This window comes from Mucilaginibacter sp. SG564, from assembly GCF_013149275.1.
In the GTDB taxonomy this organism is placed as follows: Bacteria; Bacteroidota; Bacteroidia; order Sphingobacteriales; family Sphingobacteriaceae; genus Mucilaginibacter.
This window is the reverse complement of sequence record NZ_JABGNA010000005.1, coordinates 165,637-186,554: the sequence shown is the minus strand read 5'-3', so window position 1 is coordinate 186,554 and position 20,918 is coordinate 165,637. Positions and strand designations below refer to the sequence as shown.

Annotated in this window: 14 protein-coding genes; 7 read left to right on the top strand and 7 right to left on the bottom strand. The window is 42.6% G+C overall.

From position 1 onward, the window contains the following. The first annotated feature begins 94 nt into the window (after positions 1–94). The 5 genes from FHW89_RS13130 to FHW89_RS13110 all read left to right on the top strand — a co-directional run bounded on the left by FHW89_RS13130 (position 95) and on the right by FHW89_RS13110 (position 8,173). A complete protein-coding gene (locus FHW89_RS13130; protein ID WP_172335497.1) occupies positions 95–3,343 on the top strand; it encodes a TonB-dependent receptor in 3,249 nt (1,082 codons plus the stop codon). 21 nt (positions 3,344–3,364) lie between these two features. Next, positions 3,365–5,278 (top strand): RagB/SusD family nutrient uptake outer membrane protein, encoded by a 1,914-nt coding sequence (locus FHW89_RS13125; RefSeq protein WP_172335496.1) that lies wholly within the window; start codon positions 3,365–3,367, stop codon positions 5,276–5,278. A 23-nt stretch (positions 5,279–5,301) separates the two neighbouring features. Continuing rightward, entirely contained in the window at positions 5,302–6,549 is a 1,248-nt protein-coding gene (locus FHW89_RS13120; RefSeq protein WP_172335495.1) for a DUF5000 domain-containing lipoprotein, read from the top strand. 17 nt (positions 6,550–6,566) lie between these two features. Then, positions 6,567–7,784: a DUF4998 domain-containing protein gene (locus tag FHW89_RS13115; RefSeq protein ID WP_253952230.1), complete on the top strand. Its 1,218-nt coding sequence runs from the start codon at positions 6,567–6,569 to the stop codon at positions 7,782–7,784. Positions 7,785–7,933: 149 nt separating this feature from the next. Further along, positions 7,934–8,173, top strand: a complete 240-nt coding sequence (locus FHW89_RS13110) for a hypothetical protein (RefSeq protein WP_172335494.1) — start codon at positions 7,934–7,936, stop codon at positions 8,171–8,173. A gap of 178 nt (positions 8,174–8,351) precedes the next feature. Here FHW89_RS13110 and FHW89_RS13105 read toward each other — a convergent pair whose 3' ends face one another. The 7 genes from FHW89_RS13105 to FHW89_RS13075 all read right to left on the bottom strand — a co-directional run bounded on the left by FHW89_RS13105 (position 8,352) and on the right by FHW89_RS13075 (position 18,693). After that, the gene (locus FHW89_RS13105; RefSeq protein ID WP_172335493.1) at positions 8,352–8,819 is read right to left on the bottom strand and encodes a hypothetical protein; all 468 of its coding nucleotides are present in this window, start codon (positions 8,817–8,819) and stop codon (positions 8,352–8,354) included. Positions 8,820–9,198: 379 nt separating this feature from the next. Next, positions 9,199–10,092 carry an RNA polymerase sigma factor gene (locus FHW89_RS13100; RefSeq protein WP_172335492.1) on the bottom strand — a complete coding sequence of 298 codons (894 nt, stop codon included), beginning with the start codon at positions 10,090–10,092 and terminating at the stop codon, positions 9,199–9,201. Between the two features lie 288 nt (positions 10,093–10,380). Beyond that, the gene (locus FHW89_RS13095) at positions 10,381–11,799 is read right to left on the bottom strand and encodes an MFS transporter (RefSeq protein ID WP_172335491.1); all 1,419 of its coding nucleotides are present in this window, start codon (positions 11,797–11,799) and stop codon (positions 10,381–10,383) included. 278 nt (positions 11,800–12,077) lie between these two features. Beyond that, the gene (locus FHW89_RS13090) at positions 12,078–13,487 is read right to left on the bottom strand and encodes a TolC family protein (protein ID WP_172335490.1); all 1,410 of its coding nucleotides are present in this window, start codon (positions 13,485–13,487) and stop codon (positions 12,078–12,080) included. Positions 13,488–13,573: 86 nt separating this feature from the next. Then, entirely contained in the window at positions 13,574–16,771 is a 3,198-nt protein-coding gene (locus tag FHW89_RS13085; protein ID WP_172335489.1) for an efflux RND transporter permease subunit, read from the bottom strand. A 33-nt stretch (positions 16,772–16,804) separates the two neighbouring features. Next, positions 16,805–17,950, bottom strand: a complete 1,146-nt coding sequence (locus FHW89_RS13080; RefSeq protein WP_172335488.1) for an efflux RND transporter periplasmic adaptor subunit — start codon at positions 17,948–17,950, stop codon at positions 16,805–16,807. A 140-nt stretch (positions 17,951–18,090) separates the two neighbouring features. Beyond that, positions 18,091–18,693, bottom strand: a complete 603-nt coding sequence (locus FHW89_RS13075; protein ID WP_172335487.1) for a TetR/AcrR family transcriptional regulator — start codon at positions 18,691–18,693, stop codon at positions 18,091–18,093. Between the two features lie 681 nt (positions 18,694–19,374). Between FHW89_RS13075 and FHW89_RS13070 the strand changes: the two genes are divergently transcribed. Both FHW89_RS13070 and FHW89_RS13065 read left to right on the top strand, forming a co-directional pair. Continuing rightward, positions 19,375–19,713 carry a hypothetical protein gene (locus tag FHW89_RS13070; RefSeq protein ID WP_172335486.1) on the top strand — a complete coding sequence of 113 codons (339 nt, stop codon included), beginning with the start codon at positions 19,375–19,377 and terminating at the stop codon, positions 19,711–19,713. A gap of 137 nt (positions 19,714–19,850) precedes the next feature. Then, positions 19,851–20,720, top strand: a complete 870-nt coding sequence (locus tag FHW89_RS13065) for an RNA polymerase sigma factor (RefSeq protein ID WP_172335485.1) — start codon at positions 19,851–19,853, stop codon at positions 20,718–20,720. The last annotated feature ends 198 nt before the right edge of the window (positions 20,721–20,918 follow it).

The following is a 20,918-nucleotide window of genomic DNA, read 5'->3' as shown; positions in this document are numbered from 1 at the left end:
TGTAGCAAAATATCGACTGCTGAGTGACGAAGTCACTCAAATGAATCTTCCTGCTTTCTATTAGCCACATTTTAATAACCCTAATAACTAGATTATGAGAGAAATCTACGAAGTCAAAGATTGGCAGCTGCCAAGTAAAAAGCTCAAAATTCGACTGATTTGCAAATCATTAGCCATCGTATGCTTATTGATATTGATGGCGAACATTGGCGCCGCCCAAACTAAAATCACTGCCATTGGGTCAGTAACTGATTCGTTAGGCAAAGCTATAATTGGAGCGAATGTTACGCCTGCCAACGCAAAGGGCAATAGCACGGCAACAGACGAAAATGGCAAGTTTTTACTTGACGTTGTTCCTGGAACCGTATTAAAAATCACGTTTGTAGGATTTGTTGCAAAGGAAATTACCGTAACAGAAAATAAAAAGGTTTTCAAAATCATCTTAAACGAGGCAAAAAGCCAGTTTGACGATGTGGTAATTACGGCTTATAATAGGAAGCAAACAAGGGAAGCTCTTGTTGGCTCAGTTACAACGGTTAAGCCAGGAAATCTGCGGGTGCCCGCCAGTAATTTGACAAATGCGTTAGCGGGCCAGGTAGCAGGAATAATAGCCTATCAACCGAGTGGACAACCTGGCGTAGACAATGCAAATTTCTTCATTCGTGGGGTTACAACATTTGGATATCGGCAAAGCCCGCTGATTCTCATTGATAACGTGGAACTGACAGCGTCTGATTTGGCGAGGCTCAACGTAGACGACATCGAAAGCTTCACTATTTTAAAAGATGCGAGTGCAACGGCCCTTTATGGAGCACGAGGCGGAAATGGAGTTATCCTGGTCAAAACCAAAGAGGGAAAGGCGGGGAAGCCCCAAATAAATGTAAGGGTAGAAAATTCCTCGTCTCAAAATGTTAAGAATATTAAGCTTGCCGATCCAATCACCTACATGAATCTATTCAATGAGGCTACCCGGACCCGTTATCCATTGAATCCATTACCTTATACGCAAAACAAAATTAACGAGACTCAAAATACTATTAATCACGCTCCGGGCAGTAATGAATTCGTATACCCGGCGGTAGACTGGCTCGCTCTTCTTTTTAAGAAAAGAACCAGCACTCAGCGTGGGGATTTAAGTGTTCAGGGCGGTGGTGGTGTTGCACGGTATTATATCGCGGGATCGTACAGTAATGATAATGGTAATCTTAAGACGGATATCAGAAATAACAACAACAACAACGTCAAATTCCAAAACTATCAGCTGAGGTCTAATGTCAATGTCAATCTAACTAGTAATACTGAGGTGATAGTACGTTTGTCAGGTACATTTAATGAATATAACGGACCTAGAACAAATGACGCCTCACTGCAAACAGACCTTTATAACCTGGTTATGCATACTAGCCCCGTGGATTTCCCTGCCTACTATCCTCCGGATTCAGCAAACTTAAAGACAAAACATATTTTGTTCGGCAATGCACCAGCTGCAAATGGTGGAGTAGGGGCTTCTCAATATATTAATCCATATGCCAATTTGCTTTCCGGGCACCAGAACTTTTCTGAGTCCAGAATGCTCGCACAATTCGAACTCAACCAAAATCTGCAATTTATAACGCCTGGACTGAATTTTCATGGAATTTTCAGCACAAACCGCTATGCGAGATTCCAATCTTCGATGAATTATAACCCTTTTTATTACACGGCCACTGATTATAATAAAGCAACAAATTCATACAAGCTTGATTGGATTAACGATCAGCCGGGGCAAGCTCGGGAGTACTTGAGTTACTCTCCCGGAGCGAGCGCACTTAGTACCTTCCTGTATTTGCAGGGCGTGTTAGATTATTCCCACGGCTTCGGCAAAAATAACAACGTAAGTGCATCCCTGATAGGTACACAGCAGCAGACCAGGAACGCCAACGCGGGTACATTGTTTGATTCACTTCCTTTCCGAAATGAAACGCTGGCAGGACGTGCTACCTATTCTTATAAAGGAAGATATTACCTAGAATTCAATTTCGGTTATAATGGGTCCGAACGCTTTTCCGCAAATCATAGATTCGGTTTTTTCCCTACCATCGGGGGATCATGGATCATATCCGATGAGAAATTTTGGGGCGATTTGTATAACGTATTTGACAGGTTTAAATTACGGGCGAGCTATGGTCTGGTAGGCAACGACCAGATCGGAAGTCAGCGATTTTTTTATTTGTCAGATGTAAATCTTAACGGCGGAAATTTCGCTTATTTCGGCAACAACAATCAATACTACAGAAATGGTGTCAATATTAATAACTATGAAAATGACGATGTAACCTGGGAAACCTCAAAACAAACAAACTTAGGGTTAGAGTTCACATTACTTAAGAAGTTCAATGTCATTGCAGAGGTGTATCAGAATAATAAATATAACATCCTCCAAAATAGATCTTCAATTCCGACAACAACAGGTCTTGAAGCTGCCATAGCTGCAAATATCGGAAAAGTCCACTCGCAGGGTGTAGATATCTCAGTCGATGGAACTCAATCCTTCGGCAAAAACTTTTCATTGGGGGTACGGGGCAACTTTACTTATTCTACCAACAAGTACACGCAATACGAAGAGCCACATTGGCTTGAGGCATCCCGATATTTGGTAGGGCAGCCTTTAAATAGACAATATGGCTATATCGCAGAAAGATTGTTCGTTGACGATAATGAGGCCGCGAACTCTCCGACACAGATTTTTAGCAGTAACGGCTTCCCCCCTAAAGGAGGCGATATCAAATATCGGGATTTGAACGGAGATGGGAAGATCGACGGAGCTGATCAAACGTACATCGGAAATCCTACGGTGCCTAAGATTGTATATGGATTCGGTTTAACTACGACCTATAAGAACTTTGACCTCTCAGGATTCTTTCAGGGCCAGGCAAAAGTGTCATTCTTTATTGATCCCGCCAGAACGGCGCCCTTCATCAAAAGTCCGGATAGTTACTTTACAGGCAATACCCAACTGCTGAAAGCTTATGCAGACGATCACTGGTCAGAACAGAATCAGAATCTTTACGCGCTTTACCCAAGGCTCGGGCCGGACGGAGCTGCTATAGAAAATAACAGGCAATCCAGTACCTGGTGGTTACGTGACGGCAGTTTTCTACGCCTTAAATCACTTGAGATAGGCTACACTCTGCCCGACAGGTTTGCAAAAGCGATTAACCTGAAAAAGGCTCGAATTTATCTCAATGGATTGAACCTCCTGACCTGGAGTCCTTTTAAACTCTGGGATCCGGAACAGGGGGGCAACGCTTTCGCATATCCGGTTCAGAAAGTGTTTAACGTCGGGTTGAATATCAATATATAATTCTTAAAGCATTTTTAAAATATGAAAATATTTCATTTGTACTTAGTCGTAGCAGCTACTGTGCTCTTTTGTTCTTCCTGTAAAAAATATCTGGATGTTACGCCTGATAATGTAGGAACAATAGATTATGCCTTCAGAAATCGTAACGAAGCAGAAAACTATTTATTTACCTGTTATGCGCAACTGCAGCAGCTCAATTATCCGCAGTATAACGCCGGCTTCGTTACCTCTTCGGAGATTATTTATCCAAACGATTTAAGCGATAATTCCGGGGTCGATCCGCAGGGTTTCAATCTGATTAGAGGCACCCAAACCAGCCAAAATCCCGCCTTGAATTTTTGGGATGGAAATAACGGCGGCCAATCGAGTTTTAAGGCGCTTAGACGGTGTAACACCATGTTAGAAAACATTGATAAACCTGTCGACCTTAGCGCTGATGAAAAAAAACGATGGATCGCGGAGGTTAAATTTTTAAAGGCCTATTATCATTTCTACCTATTCCGTCTTTATGGCCCTATACCAATCATTGACAAAAACCTACCCATCAACGCTTCTGAGGAAGCGGTGAAAGTAAAAAGAGCACCAGTTGACTCAGTGGTAAATTACATGGTGAGATTATTAACGGAAGCAGCTCCCGACCTCCCCGTTGTTATTCAAAATCAGGCGAAAGAACTCGGACGAATTACAAGGCCTATCGCTCTCGCGGTTAAGGCTCAAGTGTTGGCGACCGCCGCTAGTCCGCTTTTTAACGGCAATCCAGACTACGTAAGCGTCAAGAATAAAGATGGCCAACCGCTTTTTAACTCGACCTATGATGCCAGTAAATGGGATAAAGCCGCGACCGCGTGCCAGGAAGCAATCAATGTTGCTGAGGCAAATGGGTTTAAATTGCACCAATACATTCCAATTGCAACCATTCCCGCAAATTTGCCAGATTCTTTACGTACCGTTCTTTCCCTGCAAACGTCCATAACCGAAGACTGGACGTTAAATACAGAACTTATTTGGGCCTTAAATCCAACGTTTGGACAACAAGCCTATTGCGGTCCGAGATTAACGACAAAATCAGCTGCAAATGTGGTTTTTCCAGGAACTTTCGCCGTTCCAATTTCTGAGCAGGAATTATTCTATACTGATAAGGGCGTTCCCATTAATGAAGACAAAACCTGGGACTATATTAACCGGTACGATATCAAAGCCGGCGATGACCAAAACAGATTTTACATCGGGAACGGTTATGAAACAGTCAAGGCGCATTTTAATCGCGAGCCCAGATTTTATGCAGACTTAGGTTTTGATGGTGGTATATGGTACGGAAACGGCAACTTGAATCCTGAAGGAGCTTATTTCATTCAGGGCAAAGGAAATACCTCCTTGGCTGGTCCAAAAGATAATGTCCGAATAAATGTTACAGGTTATTGGCCAAAGAAATTAGTCAACTACCTCACAGTTTATGATGACGGAGCCCAGGTAGTTGATTTTCGCATGCCGCTAATTCGTTTAGCTGGGTTGTACTTGCTATATGCCGAAACACTTAATGAGCAAGGCAAACCTTATGCTCAAGTGGTGCCTTACCTCGATAAGGTAAGGCAAAGAGCTGGCTTGCCTGGCGTTGTCGAAGCATGGACCAACTACTCCAAGACTCCAAATAAGTTCATTTCCAAAGAGGGGCTTCGGCAAATTATTCATCAGGAAACGCGAATAGAACTGGCATTTGAAAGCGAGCCAGGCTGGGCACTTCGCCGCTGGAAAGAATTGCAGCAAGTGTTAAGTAAGCCGCTGCAGGGGTGGAACATCTATGAATCTACTGCCGTCAACTATTACAGGCCCAGGACGTTGGTGACGCCTGTTTTTAATGTCAGGAATTATCTATGGCCTATTGCCTCTGATGATCTGCTCATTAACAATAATCTCGTTCAAAATCTCAATTGGTAATCATTAATTATCGATCAAGCATTATGAAATACTTAAAAAAAATATCAGTCGCTTTTTATTTGGTTTGGATAACCGCAACCATCTATTCGTGTAAGGAAAATAAGGGTTATAATGATCCGGTCTCTAAAGACCCTGCTAAACCGGGAGTAATCACCGACGTTAAGGTTGACAATTACAATGGCGGAACCTATATAACTTATAAACTTCCTAAGTCGCAAAATCTTTTGTATGTCCTGGCCCAATACGAAATCCGAAAAGGAGTTACGAGGGAAACTAAATCATCGTACTTCAGTGATACCGTGAACGTGGAAGGTTTCGCGCGGGCTCAGGAATACAAAGTCACATTATATTCAGTCACTCGGGCAAATATTTATTCTGACCCGGTAGTAGTGACGGTTAACCCGAAGACGCCTGTTTATCAGCTTGTCAGTCGCCAACTTAGTTTAAACGCCGATTTCGGAGGGGTTAATGTCAATACGTTAAATCCGCTCAGAAAAGATATAGGTGTAATCATCACAGCCTTTGATAAATCCACAAACCGAATGGAAGTTCAGGATCAGCATTATGTGAATGCAGATACGATTAATTATTCCCTGCGAGGATACGACGCGGTTTTGCGGAAATTTGGGGTATATGTCACAGATGGCTTCGGGAATATTTCAGATACATTAAGCAAAAATTTAACGCCGCTGCCGGAGGTATTTCTCGATAAGGGTAAGTTTTCTGCGTTTACGTTGCCATCGGACACGGAGCTGGGCTTTACCGATTATGGCTTTTCTGTTCAAAAATTATGGGATGGTAAAATTGACGGTTTTGACGGTTGGCATACTATGCCTGGTCACACAGCCCCCTTCGTTACTACTTTTTCAATTGGGGGATTGTATAAATTGAGCCGTTTCGTTATTTGGGAACGTCCAGATGACGGAAGCAATATTTATTCGTTTTCACATTTCAATCCAAAAGTATTTACGCTCTGGGGCTCCAGCGCGCCAAATCCCAAAGACCAGGTGCTTCCATTGACATCTGCCGTGGGGACGGTATTGGGAGACTGGGTAAATCTTGGCAATTTCAGATATCCAAATCCGCCCTCCGGCCTTCCACCCAATAATCACAATGCCGCCGATAATGCTTTTGTGCGAGCAGGAGTGGGATTCAATTTTGCTTTGACTAACCCGGATGTTCGGTACATACGCGTAGCCGTTGGGCAAACATGGTCCAATGGCGATGCTGCACACATTATGGAACTCTCATTTTACGGACAACCGAAATAAAACTTAAATCTAAAAAAATGAAAAAAATTAGAAATATCGCATTGTCGATGATTCTATTGACGGCGATTATTAGTTGTAAAAAAGGCGATCAACAGACTGACTTTAAAAAATATCTCGGTGATCACGAATTGGTGTATACTGGAGCTGTTAATAAAGTTATCGTTCAACCCGGCAATTTAGAAATCGCGTTAAAATGGAAAAGCAGCTCAGATCCATCTATTACGCGTTACGTTATTTACTATAATAATAAGACCGACTCTTCTGTCGTTAACGTTTCCACGCCAACGGATACGATCAGAACGGTAATTAAAGGTCTATCAGAATACACTTACTCATTTACTATATACTCTTTCGATGCTTTGGGAAATAGATCCATTCCGTTTGAAGTAAACAATGCAAAAGTTTATGGACCTATTTACGAGTCGAATCTGCTCAATCGTGGTTATGACGCGGCAAATCCTTACTTGTTAAACGACGATGGTTCATTGGTCCTTAACTTCATAGCGCCGGATACTATCAACATTAAAACCCTTATTCATTACACCAACGCACAAGGTGTGGCCAGTACGGCAACACTCGCCCCACAGGATAAATCAATACGCCTGCCGAGTTATAAATTAGCCACACCTATCAGCTATCAGTCATTTTATATCCCTGAAAGAGATGCGATTGATACTTTTAAGGTCACATCTATGGACGACTTTCCAAGGATATTCTCCTACGTCTTATGTGATAAAAACCAATTCAAAGATGGCGTGTCTCTTCCGAATGACGTTCATGCCGACTTTGGAACAAGTTTGAGTAAACTTTGGGACGGAAGTGTCGGACCTCAAGCTTATCCTAATATCTTCCATACCGATAGTGAGCATGGCATGCCCCATACGTTTACGTTTGATCTGGGCAAGACTTACGAAAATCTTGGCCGGGTTGAAGAAACAGGGAGAGATGGGTATCATAACCCAGGGACTTTTGAGGTATGGGGCATTGCGGACCTGACCAACGCCGCTACGGCTCTTCCCGCAAACAATTCCGGATGGAAATCGGAAATGATTTCAAAAGGCTGGGTCCTTTTAAAAGAATGTGTTAGGACAGACGACGGAACACAGCCACTAAAATTTGAACTCAATAGCAATGGTAAGAGCGTAAGATATATTCGTATTCGCGTCACGAAAGATGTGGATAATGATCAGACAGCAAGTAATTGGGGAGAACTTACTTTTTGGAATAAACAATAGTTTTTTTCGCGAGTGTCGTTACTCAGAGTATTTGGTAAGAATAATCAATTCTTTATTGAGGCGTAGCCACGTTTGAATTTACCCAAAGCTGCGAAATTAAAATTGATATCACCTGTCCGGGAAGCCGGACAGGTTTTGCCAAACCCGAAATGAAAATAAAATACTTCATTCTTATCGCGGCCTTAGCCGGCCTAAACTTATACCGACCTTCATATGCCCAAACTGGCGCGAATCCTGAAATGCATTCTGATTTGCAAAGAAAGTTTGTAGAGTTGCGATTCGGGATGTTTATCCACTTTAATAATGCCACGGACGAGAATGGAGACTTGCCCGACCCCGAAGCACCGCCATCTGACTTCAACCCGAAAAAAATTGATGCAGACCAGTGAGATACCGATGGATAAAACACACAAAATTGCCCAATCCGTCCAGATCAAAAAGGTCCTCCTTGCCAGTTGAAAGTGGCCACGTTCGCCAAAGCAAAGTGACCCCTCTGTCGTCCTAAATCAAAAGAATCATTTAGGGGTCGACTTTGGCCTTAAAAAAAGTGGCTTTTGACGCCCAAGTTTAGTATAAACATGAATTTTCGCTATTCATCCAAACTAATTGTGCAGCCCTCAAACTTTCGACCCTTACCCTAAATTCTCGCTCTTTTTTAATGAATGAAATTCTTTCTTCTTCACTCAGAGATTCGGAGGAAAGAACGCCAGGCAGATAAACAATATATTTCAGTTGAAGTTCCGGCAAAATAGCTAAAAATGAATTTAGCAACGCTAAATGTGATTGAATGAAATTTCTATCCTTTATGTTTGACGGAAGAATTATAAATACATTTTCGAGATCGCTAAGCGTCTTCTTCATTAAACCAAAGTCCCTGAAATCAACGACATACACGAGGCCGTCCATCGAATCAGACGCTTTGTCGGCAAATTTCTCGTCGATTATAATTTTTAATCGAAATCCGGTATCGATCAATGATTTTGAAATTACGCCACCGGCATCGTATTGAGCACCAAAGATTGCGCTGGTGTCCATATTAATCATTTTGGATCATTTTTGAGCCTTGCCAATGATTATCACTTCTGCGATTCGTTCCGAACCCGTAGCCTACTGATCGTAGATTCCTACTCATAATCGTATGATTGTTTATTGGTTTTTTAATATATAAAGTAAGTCACTCGAAAAGATAAAAGGTGCTAATCAATTTTCTTTTTTATCAGAACCCGGTTCAGCTTTTTGAAATTTTTCCACGAGCACCCCCCCCGTTTTCACCCCGCGACAGTAAGGGTTATCTGTCAATTCTTCCATTGAAACGCAAACATAATTTTGAATCGAGCTCGGCATGCTTGATCCAACGCTCATCAATCTTTTTTCACTTGAAAATCCTGCATAAATAATTGCAACAGAAGTAATTTTAAACTAATTCAAACAGTTGCTTTACCATAGGGTCATTTAAGATATCACGTGATTTTGCTTCGTTATCTCTACGCCTTTCATAAGGCTGATTGGTGAATAGGTAAAGATAGCGGCCTTCGATAAGGTGATCCATTTCATGAGTTTTGTGCTCCGCAATAGCTTCGATGGATTCTGTAACTTCGGAATAAAATTGTATCGTTTCAGGATGTACTATTCCTTCGCTTATGAACCCTTTCGTCTTTTTGTGACAACGACATGGATTGTTAGGATTCATCAAACCGCACTTGTTTTGCATAAAACTGAACAAGTCAGCTTTGGCCCGAGAAAGTTGCTTTCTGAAATTTTCAGGGGTCATATCCAATATTTCCGCAGCAACCGGGGATTTTAAGTTAAAGACAGCTCCCAAAATGAAAACCATCCTTTGCTGGCGATCCAGGCACAGAAGCGCCCCGGACATACACTTATTGCGGGTCCAGGTGATCTCTTTTTCCTTTAGTTCCATTTCCTCCCGGGTCATCTCTTCTTCATTGTGCACGGTATCCAGGTACTCTCCATACTCATCAAAAGAAACAATTGCGGCTTCCCTCTTTTTTTTCTGGCTATTTAAAAAATGATTAGCAACCATTTTGTAGAGCCAGGTGCGGAAGCTGCTTTTCCCTTCAAACTGGTTTAATTTGGTGACCATTTTTATCAGAACTTCCTGCGTAAGATCTGCCGCGTCATCATCGTCCCTTACAAATTTTAAAGCAACATTGTAAATAAACTGCTGATGTCGCTGCACCAATGTGTTTAGTGCGTCGGAGGCTCCTTTAAATGCCTGGCTAATTAGTAAGAGATCTTCCTCTTCGTTATACTTCGTGCTGTATGGGTTCATTACTGCGCTTTCTTTCATGTTAGTCCGTTTTAAAGTGTTGTTGAGTGTCTTTGTTCAAGTGCAGATTTTGACATCTGCATGGTTAGACACGCAAATGAAAAAGTGTGACAAAACTTTTTCGTTAATTCTTTCTCTTCAAAAGAATTAATAATTACTACAGTAAACGACCAGGCTTAATACCACGCCGCATTAGGAATTCAGCTTGGAGAAGAAGTGACGACGATAGCTCTTGACCGCAAAAAGAAAATTGGAATATTTTTTTCGTTCCGGATTTCCCTTTCAAGCTGAATGACAGAATTCGTTGCATTAATCAACCGGTGCGGTATTAAGATTTAAAGAGTTGCGATACTGTTTGGGGAGAAAAAGCAACATCAGGCTTACCAGCACACCACAAGCAATTTGTGCTGCCAGCGCGTAATGATAGGCGGTTTGTATGCTATGGACTTTATCTGAGATAAAGAAAAATAATCCTCCGATCAGGCAGATCCCAAGAGCTGAGGCCGTTTGTTGAACGGTTGAATAAATTCCTGCGGCAGCGCCCGCGTATTTTGGGGGTACACTTCGAAGCGTGAGGTTTAATAACGATGGAACGACAAACCCATTTCCCAACCCATATAGTGCTTGAAGCGAAAATAATGTAAAAACACTAGCGCCAGTTTTGAAAAATACGATCTGCAAAGCAAAAGTCCCCAGAATGATGATGACACCAAGCTGAACAATAGACGGGCCGGTCTTTGGAATTAACTTCCCGGCGACAACTGAACTTAAGGTAAAGAGTACGCCAGGCGCGACGAAATATAATCCGGCAATTAATGGACTTAAACCCAGACCGCTTTGGAGATAATATGCGCTTAAAAACAGATAACAGGTATGCAACATAAAATGGAATAAAACCGCCGCAAGGCCTATTCGAAAATCCGAAAAATGAAACAGATCTTCGTTGACGAGCGGGGTTCTGCCCGAAAGCTTTTTTTTGCGCTGATCGTAAAAAAAGTAAATAAATAGAATTACAGAGGCTGCTAACAAGGAAAAGCTCCACCACGGCCAACCAGCCTCCCTCCCTTGAATAATCGGAACAATCAGACAAAAAAGGGAAATGGTGAGTATCAGTACGCCGGAAACATCCATTTTCGCTTCTTTCTGTCGCGTGGTTTCCCGAAGAAAAAAATGCGCTGCAAAAATTGCGAGTATCCCAATCGGAACATTGATCAAAAAGATCAACCGCCAGCCGGCTATAAAAAAATGACCGCCGGAAAAATAGCCGCCGAGCACCTGTCCAATTATTGATGCAGTGCCAAGGGTTATACCAAACCAGCCAAATGCCCGGGATCGATCTTCCGTATTTACAAATAATACCTGTATAAAGGCTATCGCCTGCGGCACCATGAACGCAGCGCTCAAACCCTGGGCAAATCGCATAATATTTAACTGCAGGGGACTTTGCGAAAAACCACATAAACCTGAAAAAAAAGAAAAACAAATCATACCCCATATAAAAATGCGCTTTCGTCCGTAGTGATCCCCGGATCTTCCGCCGGTTATCAGGAATGAAGCGTAACCTAATAAGTAAGATGCGATCACCAATTGTACCTGTGCGTTGTTGGCACGAATGCCTGCCTTTATAGATGGCATGGCTACATTAATGATGAAAATATCAATGACCGATAATAAAGGCGCAGTCAAAACTATACCTAAGGACAGCCAGGGAGAAATGGATTTATTCATTGCCGAATTTCTAAAATACAGCATGCGACTGCCTGGCCACATGCTATTCGTTTACAACAAGGCTTTTTCACCGGATACTAAACCCGCCATTCCTTCGACCAGAAATGGTCGACTGCTGAAATTTTTCAATTTCATCTATTCTGGCAAACGTGTTAGCCTTGCTGTTTTAGACACTCAATTTAAAAACTGTGACAATTTCCTTTGGATAAAAAAAACGCCCCGGAAATATCCGGAGCGCCCAATCAAACACATCAACAAAACAACGAAAACACTTAACTTTAATTCCAACCTCCACCTAAAGAACGATATAGATCTACCGCGGCAATTAATTGAGCCTTCCTGATACCCGCCAATTCCAATTCACTTTGCAAGACATTGCTCTGCGCTGTGATCACTTCCAGATAATTCGCCAGGCCATTCTTGAACAGGGCGTTAGCATTATTGGTTGCCTGCTGCAAGGTCTTGGCACGATTGCTAACGATGATCTTCTGCTCACCCAATTTGTCAAACGCTACAAGCTGATCTGAAACTTCACCAACCGCGGTAAGTACTTGCTGGCGGAACTCAATTACACTTTTCTCTCTATTAATTTTTGCTACTTCGTAATTTGTCTTTAACTCCCTACGTTGTAATAAAGGTTGAACAACACTACCTGTTACTACTCCAAAAAGTGAGGCCGGAAGCGTAAACCAATTACTGGCTTTAAACGAGTTGACACCACCCTGAGCGGTAATTGCCAACGTGGGATACATTGCCGCTTTTGAATAACCAACCTGCGCGTTGGCTTTGTCAACCGCTAATTCAGCGCTGCGAACGTCAGGTCTGTAGGTTAACAACTGTGAGGGCACACCGGCAGATAAATTTTTCGGAAGAGCTATATTCTCCAGCTTTCCGGACCTGGTAACCGCTTCAGGCAATTTGCCTGCCAGAATGCTAAGGGCGTTTTCCTGGATAGCGATCGCCTGCTCAAATTTAGGCACCAGCGCAGCTGCGGTCAGTCTTTGAGCTTCTGCTTGTTGAACAGCCAGCGAGGTGGTCTGGCCTGAAGTGAATTGTAACTTAATGATACTTATAGTGCTATCATTAAGCCGGACGTTAGCTTTCGCGATTTCGATCTGTTCGTCCAACATCAATAAATTATAATAGCCACTGGCTACATTTGATATCAGTCTGATCTGGACCGCTTTACGTGCCTCTTCGGTCTGCAGGTAAGCGGATAACGCTGCCGCCTTACGGCTGCTGATTTTACCCCATATATCTGCTTCCCAGGATAGGTTCAAGCCGGCATTGTAATCATTAATATGGTTGGTTTGCAAAGCTGAGTTCAACGATAAGCCAGTAAAACTGTTATCGGAAGGATTGTTTGTAGCAGCCGATACCCCCAATCCTACGACAGGAACGTTTCCCCACTTGGCCTGCGTCAATAGCTGGCGTGACGATTCAATATTTTTGACTGCAATTTGCAGATCATTATTCCGTAAGATAGCGCTGTCGATAAGACTCCTCAGCGTTGGATCAGTGAAGAAGTTTTTCCAGCTCAAACGACCTACGGAAGCGGTATCCTCAACAGTCGCAGCGCGGTAATTCTTAAGTTGCATATCCGGAAGTTGGGTATCTTTCGATACTTTACAGCCGCTCAGTATGGCCAAAGTGATAAGAGCAAGCCATCCAAATTTTAAGGTTTTCATTTCGTTGTGATTTAATCTATGGAGCTCCGAAGCTCCATAGAAAGATTTTACATTATTGTTTACTTACGATTTCTTTTCAAGACCGATTAATTCAGTACGACAGGTTGAATATGATTTGAATGCTCGTCTTCAATAACAGCCTCGTCATGATCCGCATTAATCGGCCCTCTTATTTTTTCCTGTAAATGCTGGAAGATCACGAACAATACGGGTATAATTAGTAATCCTAGCGCAACACCTAAAGTCATGCCACCGGCGGCTGCAATACTAATGGAGTGGTTACCCTGTGCCGACGGGCCTTCCGCAAATATCATCGGTATGATGCCCACGAGAAACGCCAGGGAGGTCATGACTATCGGACGAAGGCGTTGTTTGGCCGCTTTAATGGCAGCCTCAACCAACGGCTCTCCGTGCATACGGCGTTGATGGGCAAATTCCACTATAAGGATAGCATTTTTGGATAGCAGACCGATCAGCATAATCAGGGCGACCTGCACATAAATATTATTGGAGATATCTGTGAAATGTAACGCTGCAAATACGCCGGCTACCCCAGTTGGTATGGAAAGCAGTACGGCAAATGGCAGCAGATAACTCTCATATTGTGCGGCCAAAAGGAAGTAGATAAATATCAGGGACAACGCGAATACTACGATCGCCTGGTCACCGGCGGAAATTTCCTCACGTGTTTGTCCTGTCCATTCATAATTGAAACCAGTCGGCAATTCTTCTTTTGCAGTTTCCTCTATCGCTTTAATGACGTCACCTGAACTAAAACCAGGTTTTGGAATTGCATTGATCTCAATAGAATTAAACAAATTGTAACGTGAAGCGGTCTCTGAGCCGTAAGTCCTGGTCAATTTAATAAGTGTTTTGATCGGCACCATTTGTCCAATATTGTTTTTTACGTACACCTGTGCAATAGATGAAGGATCGGCACGATTAGGTACGTCAGCCTGAACCATTACTCGGTAATATTTACCAAAACGGCTGAGATCAGAAGCCTGTGCGCTACCAAAATAGGTTTGCATACTTTGAAACACATCACGCACGCTAACGCCCAGTTGTGCCGCTTTGTCATCGTCGATTTCCAAAAGATACTGTGGATAATCGGTTTTAAATTGAGTAAACGCGAAGGCTACTTCTTTACGTTTGTTAAGCTTGCCAATGAAATCATTAGCGATTTTGCTAAAGTTCGATAAAGTGCCTCCTGTTTTATCCTGTAAAACCATATCCAACGCTTCTACATTGCTAAAGCCAGGCACAGTCGGGAAGGCAAAGACAAAAAATGTTCCTTGTTTGATCGTTGAAAGTTTTTGACGCATCAGGTCTTGTAATGCATCGATGTCACGAACAGCTCCGCGTTCCTTTTGCGGTTTCAACAGAAAGAACAGGGCTGCTGAAGACGAGCTTGTTGAATTGGTTACCAGGTTCCAACCATCTATGGTCGCCAACATGTGAGTAGCCGGAATAGTTGACAACACTTTATCGGCCTGGTGCATTACGTCTCTAGTGGTATTTAAAGAAGTTCCTGACGGCATATTTACCGCAACTGCAAGGAAGTTCTGGTCTTCAGTGGGAATAAACCCGGATTTAGTATTTTTCACTAAATACACTGCGAATACAGTCACCAATCCAAGTCCGGCTATGCCGAGCCATTTATGTTTCAGTAAAAAAGTAACGTGGTTTACGTAGGTATTTGTTATTTTTCCGAATGCAGCGTTAAAGCCTACCGAGAATTTCTGCGTAAATGTTTTTGGTTTTTCGCCGATGTCATCTGTATGCGTATTTTTCAGGAACAATGCAGCTAATGCAGGACTCAGTGTCAAGGCGTTGATGGCTGAAATACCGATCGCAATTGCCATCGTAAACGCAAACTGCCTATAGAAGATGCCTGTTGATCCGCTCATAAATCCTACCGGAAGAAAAACGGCCATCATCACCAGGGTTATCGATATAATCGCTCCGCCAATTTCATGCATTGCGGCTAGCGTCGCTGCTCTTGGCTTCAAACGCTCATGCTCCATTTTTGAGTGGACTGCCTCCACCACCACAATTGCGTCATCGACTACAATACCGATTGCAAGAATCATCGCAAACAATGTTAGCAGATTGATAGCCAGCCCAAAAAGATTCATAAAGAAGAACGTGCCAATGATCGCGACAGGAACGGCTATTGCCGGTATAAGGGTCGAACGGAAATCCTGCAGGAAAATAAGGACAACGATAAATACAAGGACGAAAGCCTCGATTAACGTATGTTTCACCTGAACAATAGATTCATCCAGAGCTGTTTTTCTCCTGAAGAAATTGTCATACTCAATTCCTTTTGGAAAATTCTTCGCAGCTTTCGCCATCAATTTATCAACCTGAATTTGAATATCGTTAGCATTTGACCCTTTTAGTTGGTAGATCATAATCGTTTCACCTTCTCTTCCGTTCAAAAAGCTTAAGTTGGAATAAGAATAGGCACCAAGCTCTACACGAGCTATGTCTTTTAGTCTTAATATAGACCCGTCGCTGTTTGCGCGAATAGGTATATTAGCGTACTCTTCGGGACGGGTGTATTTGCCTTTATATTTGATTACATACTCGAATTTCTCATTGCTCTCTTCACCAAATTTTCCAGGTGCGGCTTCCAGATTCTTGTCCTGTATCGCACTGTTTACCTCCGCGGGTGTAACCTTATAAGCGGCCATTTTAGAAGGATTGAGCCAAACCCTCATTGAATAATCTTTAGACCCGCCAAATAGGACCGCATTACCAACACCGGGAATACGTTTGATTTCCGGAATAAGGTTGATGTAAGTATAGTTGGCAACGAAATGGCGGTCGTATTTTTTAGGGTCTGTAGAGAAAACACCGACACAACTGATCAAGCTGTTCTGTTGCTTTTGAGTTACGACGCCTTGCTGGATGACCTCTGGCGGTAGTTGGCTCAAAGCCTGTGAAACCCTGTTCTGAACATTGACAGAAGCCTGATCAGGATTAGTGCCCTGCTTAAAGAACACCGAGATGGCCAATGTACCGTCGTTGCTGGCAATAGAACTCATGTAGGTCATGTTCTCTACACCGTTGATTGCTTCTTCCAGAGACGGGGCAACTGATCTTAGAATTGTTTCCGCGTTTGCGCCAGGATAAGTTGCAGTCACCTGGATCGCTGGCGGAGCGATATCAGGGAATTGTTCTACAGGCAGCTTTGTTAATCCGATGGCGCCCAGTATCACCGTAATGATCGCGACAACTGTTGAAAGAATTGGTCGCTCAATGAATTTGCGTAACATAATTGAAATTTTAAGAGGTGATCAGATTGGTGATTAATTAGCTGAGTAGGCAATTGTTGAAAGCTTGGTGTCAACTTGGGGCTGTATTTTCTGACCATCCTGCAAATGATCTATACCGGCTGTCACAACTCTGTCCTTAGGCTTCAATCCATTCTTTACCAGGTAGGTAGTGCCACTTTTACCGGCAAGGACTATTGGCTGCTTAACAACTTTATTGCTGTCTCCAACAGTATAGACAAATACTTTGTCCTGCACCTCGAAGGTCGCATCAACCGGAACTACTGCAACATTTTCATGCTGAAGACCCAACCTTATTTTACCAGTATTTCCTGATCTTAGTACGCCGTTTTTATTAGGGAAAGTTGCTCTAAGTGTTATGGCCGCAGTATTTTTATCAAATTGGCCATCTACCATATCAACCTTGCCTTGAATGGCATATGCGCTGTCATCCGCCAACACCAAAGAAACAGGTGGCAAATGTTTAATTTTTTCCTGAAGCGTATTGCCGGCGTATTGTTGTTTGAAGGTCACGAAATCATCTTCGCTTAAAGAAAAGTATACGCGTACATCGTGTACGTCTGAAACCTGTGTCAAAGCGGCAGCATCAGACGGCCCGACAAGACTTCCCTGTTTAGTATCCAGCCTTCCTAAATAGCCACTGGTCGGAGCTTTAATCAAGGTATAGCCTAAATTGATTTTTGCTGCTGCAACGTCGGCCCTGGCTTGCTGCAAATTTGCCTTAGCGACTGTTAAAGTAGCATTAGCAGTTTTTAGCTGAAAGTCAGAAATAACCTTGTTGGCAACTAACGGAGTCAATTTTTCAACCTCCAATTGCGCATTTTGAACAGCGCCTGCAGCAGCCATTTGTGCGGCTTGTGCATTGTTTAATTTCTCAGTGTAAGGTTGATCCTCAATTTTAAATAGTGGCTGACCCTTTTGAACGAAAGCGCCTTCATCCACGTAGATCTTTTCAAGGATCCCGCTGACCTGCGGACGGATCTCAACATTTTGGGCGCCTTCGATTGATGCGGGATAATCCTGATAGGTAATAGGGTTACTATTTTTGATTTCTAAAACCGGCAATTCAGATAGCGCTGCGGTTTGCGGAGCTTCTGGTTTTGAACAACTTGCAAGTACTGTTGCGATAATTGCTGCTAGGGATAATGTTAGTGATTTCATGATTTTATTGTTTTTAATTTGTGTTTGTTTATTATTTATTATTTCTCGTTTTTTAATACTCAGTTCGAAATATTTTGGCAATACCTATCCTGTCATCGCATTTTTGCGACGTAATAGAAAACCAGGAAATGCCGGTTATGCTAGTCCGTGGCTATAGATCTAAAAACGCCACTTAGCGCACTCGTTAAAACTTGACCGTTTAAGGACTTTGGAATATCTGCTCTAACCATGTTTAATGATATTAGGCCATGAACGATCGACCAAAAAGTATAATAAAGCTCTGATACCTTTTCGTCAGTATTCTCTCGGTTCGGAAGAAGCCTTCTTATCGCCTCACTTATCAGGGCTTCAGGCTGCTCAGCCTCAGGTAGCCTTAAAGTGTGACAAGCGCAACTGGTATCTATTCCAAACATCAGCTGATAAAATTCTCTTTCCGCAAATGCGAAGTCCCAATATACTTGCCACAAAGCCTCAATTTGCTTTACCGGACTTTCGTGGCTTTTATTGATTGCTTTCAATTGTTTTACCAGTTTGCGGTAACCCATTCTGATGAGCTCTATCAAAAGGGCGTCCTTATTAGAGAAATACTCGTAAACTATAGGCGCAGAGTACTCAATTATATCACCAATACGGCGCATGCTAAGTGCGTTCCACCCATGCTCTTTGCCGATTTTCAGTGCGGCATCGACGATGCGTAATCTTGTATCGTCTTTCTGGCGTTGTTTGCGTTCTATGATGCCCATTTTTTCTGTGATTTAAATTTTTACTCGTCCTAAAATATTTGTCGTTCGCTCTTTAGACACCTGGATTATAAACTGTGACAGTTCATATTTTTCTTAACATTCCAGGACTTATTTTTTGCCTTTCACTTCGTTAGACACCCGGTTTCAAAACTGTGACACTTTCCAGGTGCCATCTAAAATCGGTCTGTTTACCGGATGACGGCTTTTAGACAAATCATTTGAAAAGTGTGACAAAGGTGATTTTGCAGATTGAAATTTATGCGGTCAACCCACAAGGGATCATGTCTTTGGGGAATCGAGATTTGAAAAATTATAGAAAACGCAATTTTGATTGCCAGTTAAACAATTCGTCAAAGACCCGTAAGTAATCATGGGAAGGCATTCGCGCCTATAAAGCTTTATTTCATGTTCCTGGCGTTTGCCAAAAAAGGGAAGGACCTTCATTCTTTTACTCCGAACTGCTCGTCACACTTTTCAAATGATTTGTCTAATCGTTCAAATGCCAGCCCGGCTCGACAGTAAAGCTTCTCCCGGACTGTCACACTTTTTAAAAATATTGTCTAACTATTGTTCGGGCCGGTTTTTTGGTACGGCGAAGTTTCGCGGGTGAGTCTCGCGATTAAGCGTAAGGTGCGGTAGAGCACTTGTTGAATGAATTGATTGATCTATAAATAAAATATTATGTCTTGTAATTTTCCATTGTTAGCGACCCCAAATGGCATGATTTTGCCGCAAAAAGGATTTATTTTAAAAAGCTCAGTTGGTGGTTTTTTCAAATTCTATGCAAGCCTTGCTGTCTTTTTCATTGCCAAATCGCTTTGCGCTTTTTTCTCAGCAGCTAAGTTAAATATTGTTGACAGGGGGCATGGTGATGTGATGGTCCGTAATGAGATTGATGGTTATCACGCTGAAAGCGCATTAAGCCACACAGTCAACAGGATTATAAAATTGAAGGATGTGATGCTCGGTTGCTTTTGTCATCCCGTTTTGCTGGAGATCACTTACCTGATATTACAATAACAGTTTTCATAAAAAAGAAAAATTGATCGCGAGTTACAATCGCTATCGGCGGGTTAACTGCCTTTCGAATTCAATTATAGAATGGTCAGGCGCCAAAATGCCAAAATGATAAATACTAAAATCAAAAAATTAATCTTATGATACCATTTGATGCCAATCATGATAAAAGACAAGACGCCGCGTTGGCTGATCTTATCTGCAAGGGAAGTCCAGAGGCGCTTCAGATTTTCTTATCAGTTCATCAGCAATTTATTTACAATTTGTCGCTGCGGATGTTAAATGACTTCGCGATTGCGTGCAGCCTCACGCAGCAGTTCATGGTCAAGCTGCTGTTAAATATGGGAACTGCTATTGATAACGAAGATTTTACCGTCTGGGTTTATCGCCGCTTGGTGAATGATATCAGAAAGGCAGCGGCGGCTCAAAGCACAGTTGCCGGAAATTTTGAAGCGCTGGGCGAGACGTTGGAGCGGCAATCGTACCACCCACGGTTGAACAAGGCGGAACAAATATATTATCACCGCGAAATTGAAGCGGTGACCAACAGGTGTTTATCAACCATGGCAGCCTGTCTACCTATAGAAAGACGTTTTGCCTTTTTGTTGGCCGGTGTGTTTGGCGTTCCGGTTCCGATTGTTTCGATGATCCTGGACACCTCCGAGTCAAACGTTACTGCCGAGCTTGCTTTTGCACAGCAAGATCTGGAGGAATTTACGAAAGGGCATTGTTCGCTCTTTGGCCGCGAAAATGCCTGTACATGCGATAAGCGAGTGAATTATTTTTTCGACCAGGACGAGACCGTCGAATTTTTCAATGATAACCTGAATTCAAAAAGAAAAAAGATCAGCCAGTTAATCGCTGTAAAGAAAAACAATCAAAATCTCGCAGGAGACGATATCGTCGCTATGTATCGTAATCAGCCATTTCTGGAACCACACAGTTCGTCCGACGGTGTAAATCAACTGTGTAAAAGACCGGAAATTATAAAAGACCAATATTTTAACTGACGAGGTACCCATTTAGCTTGTGCTCAATTTAGGACTTAGTGTTAGGTTGATGGTGGCACGGCGAATGGGATCGCCCGTCAGGCAATTATTTTGAAATGATAGAAAAGTTAGAGTAAACTATAAAGGCTCTTAGTGGCTCCTTTAAAGAAATTCACATGGTGGATATTGAAAAGATCCCCGCCAGGTTGAGCAGCAGGG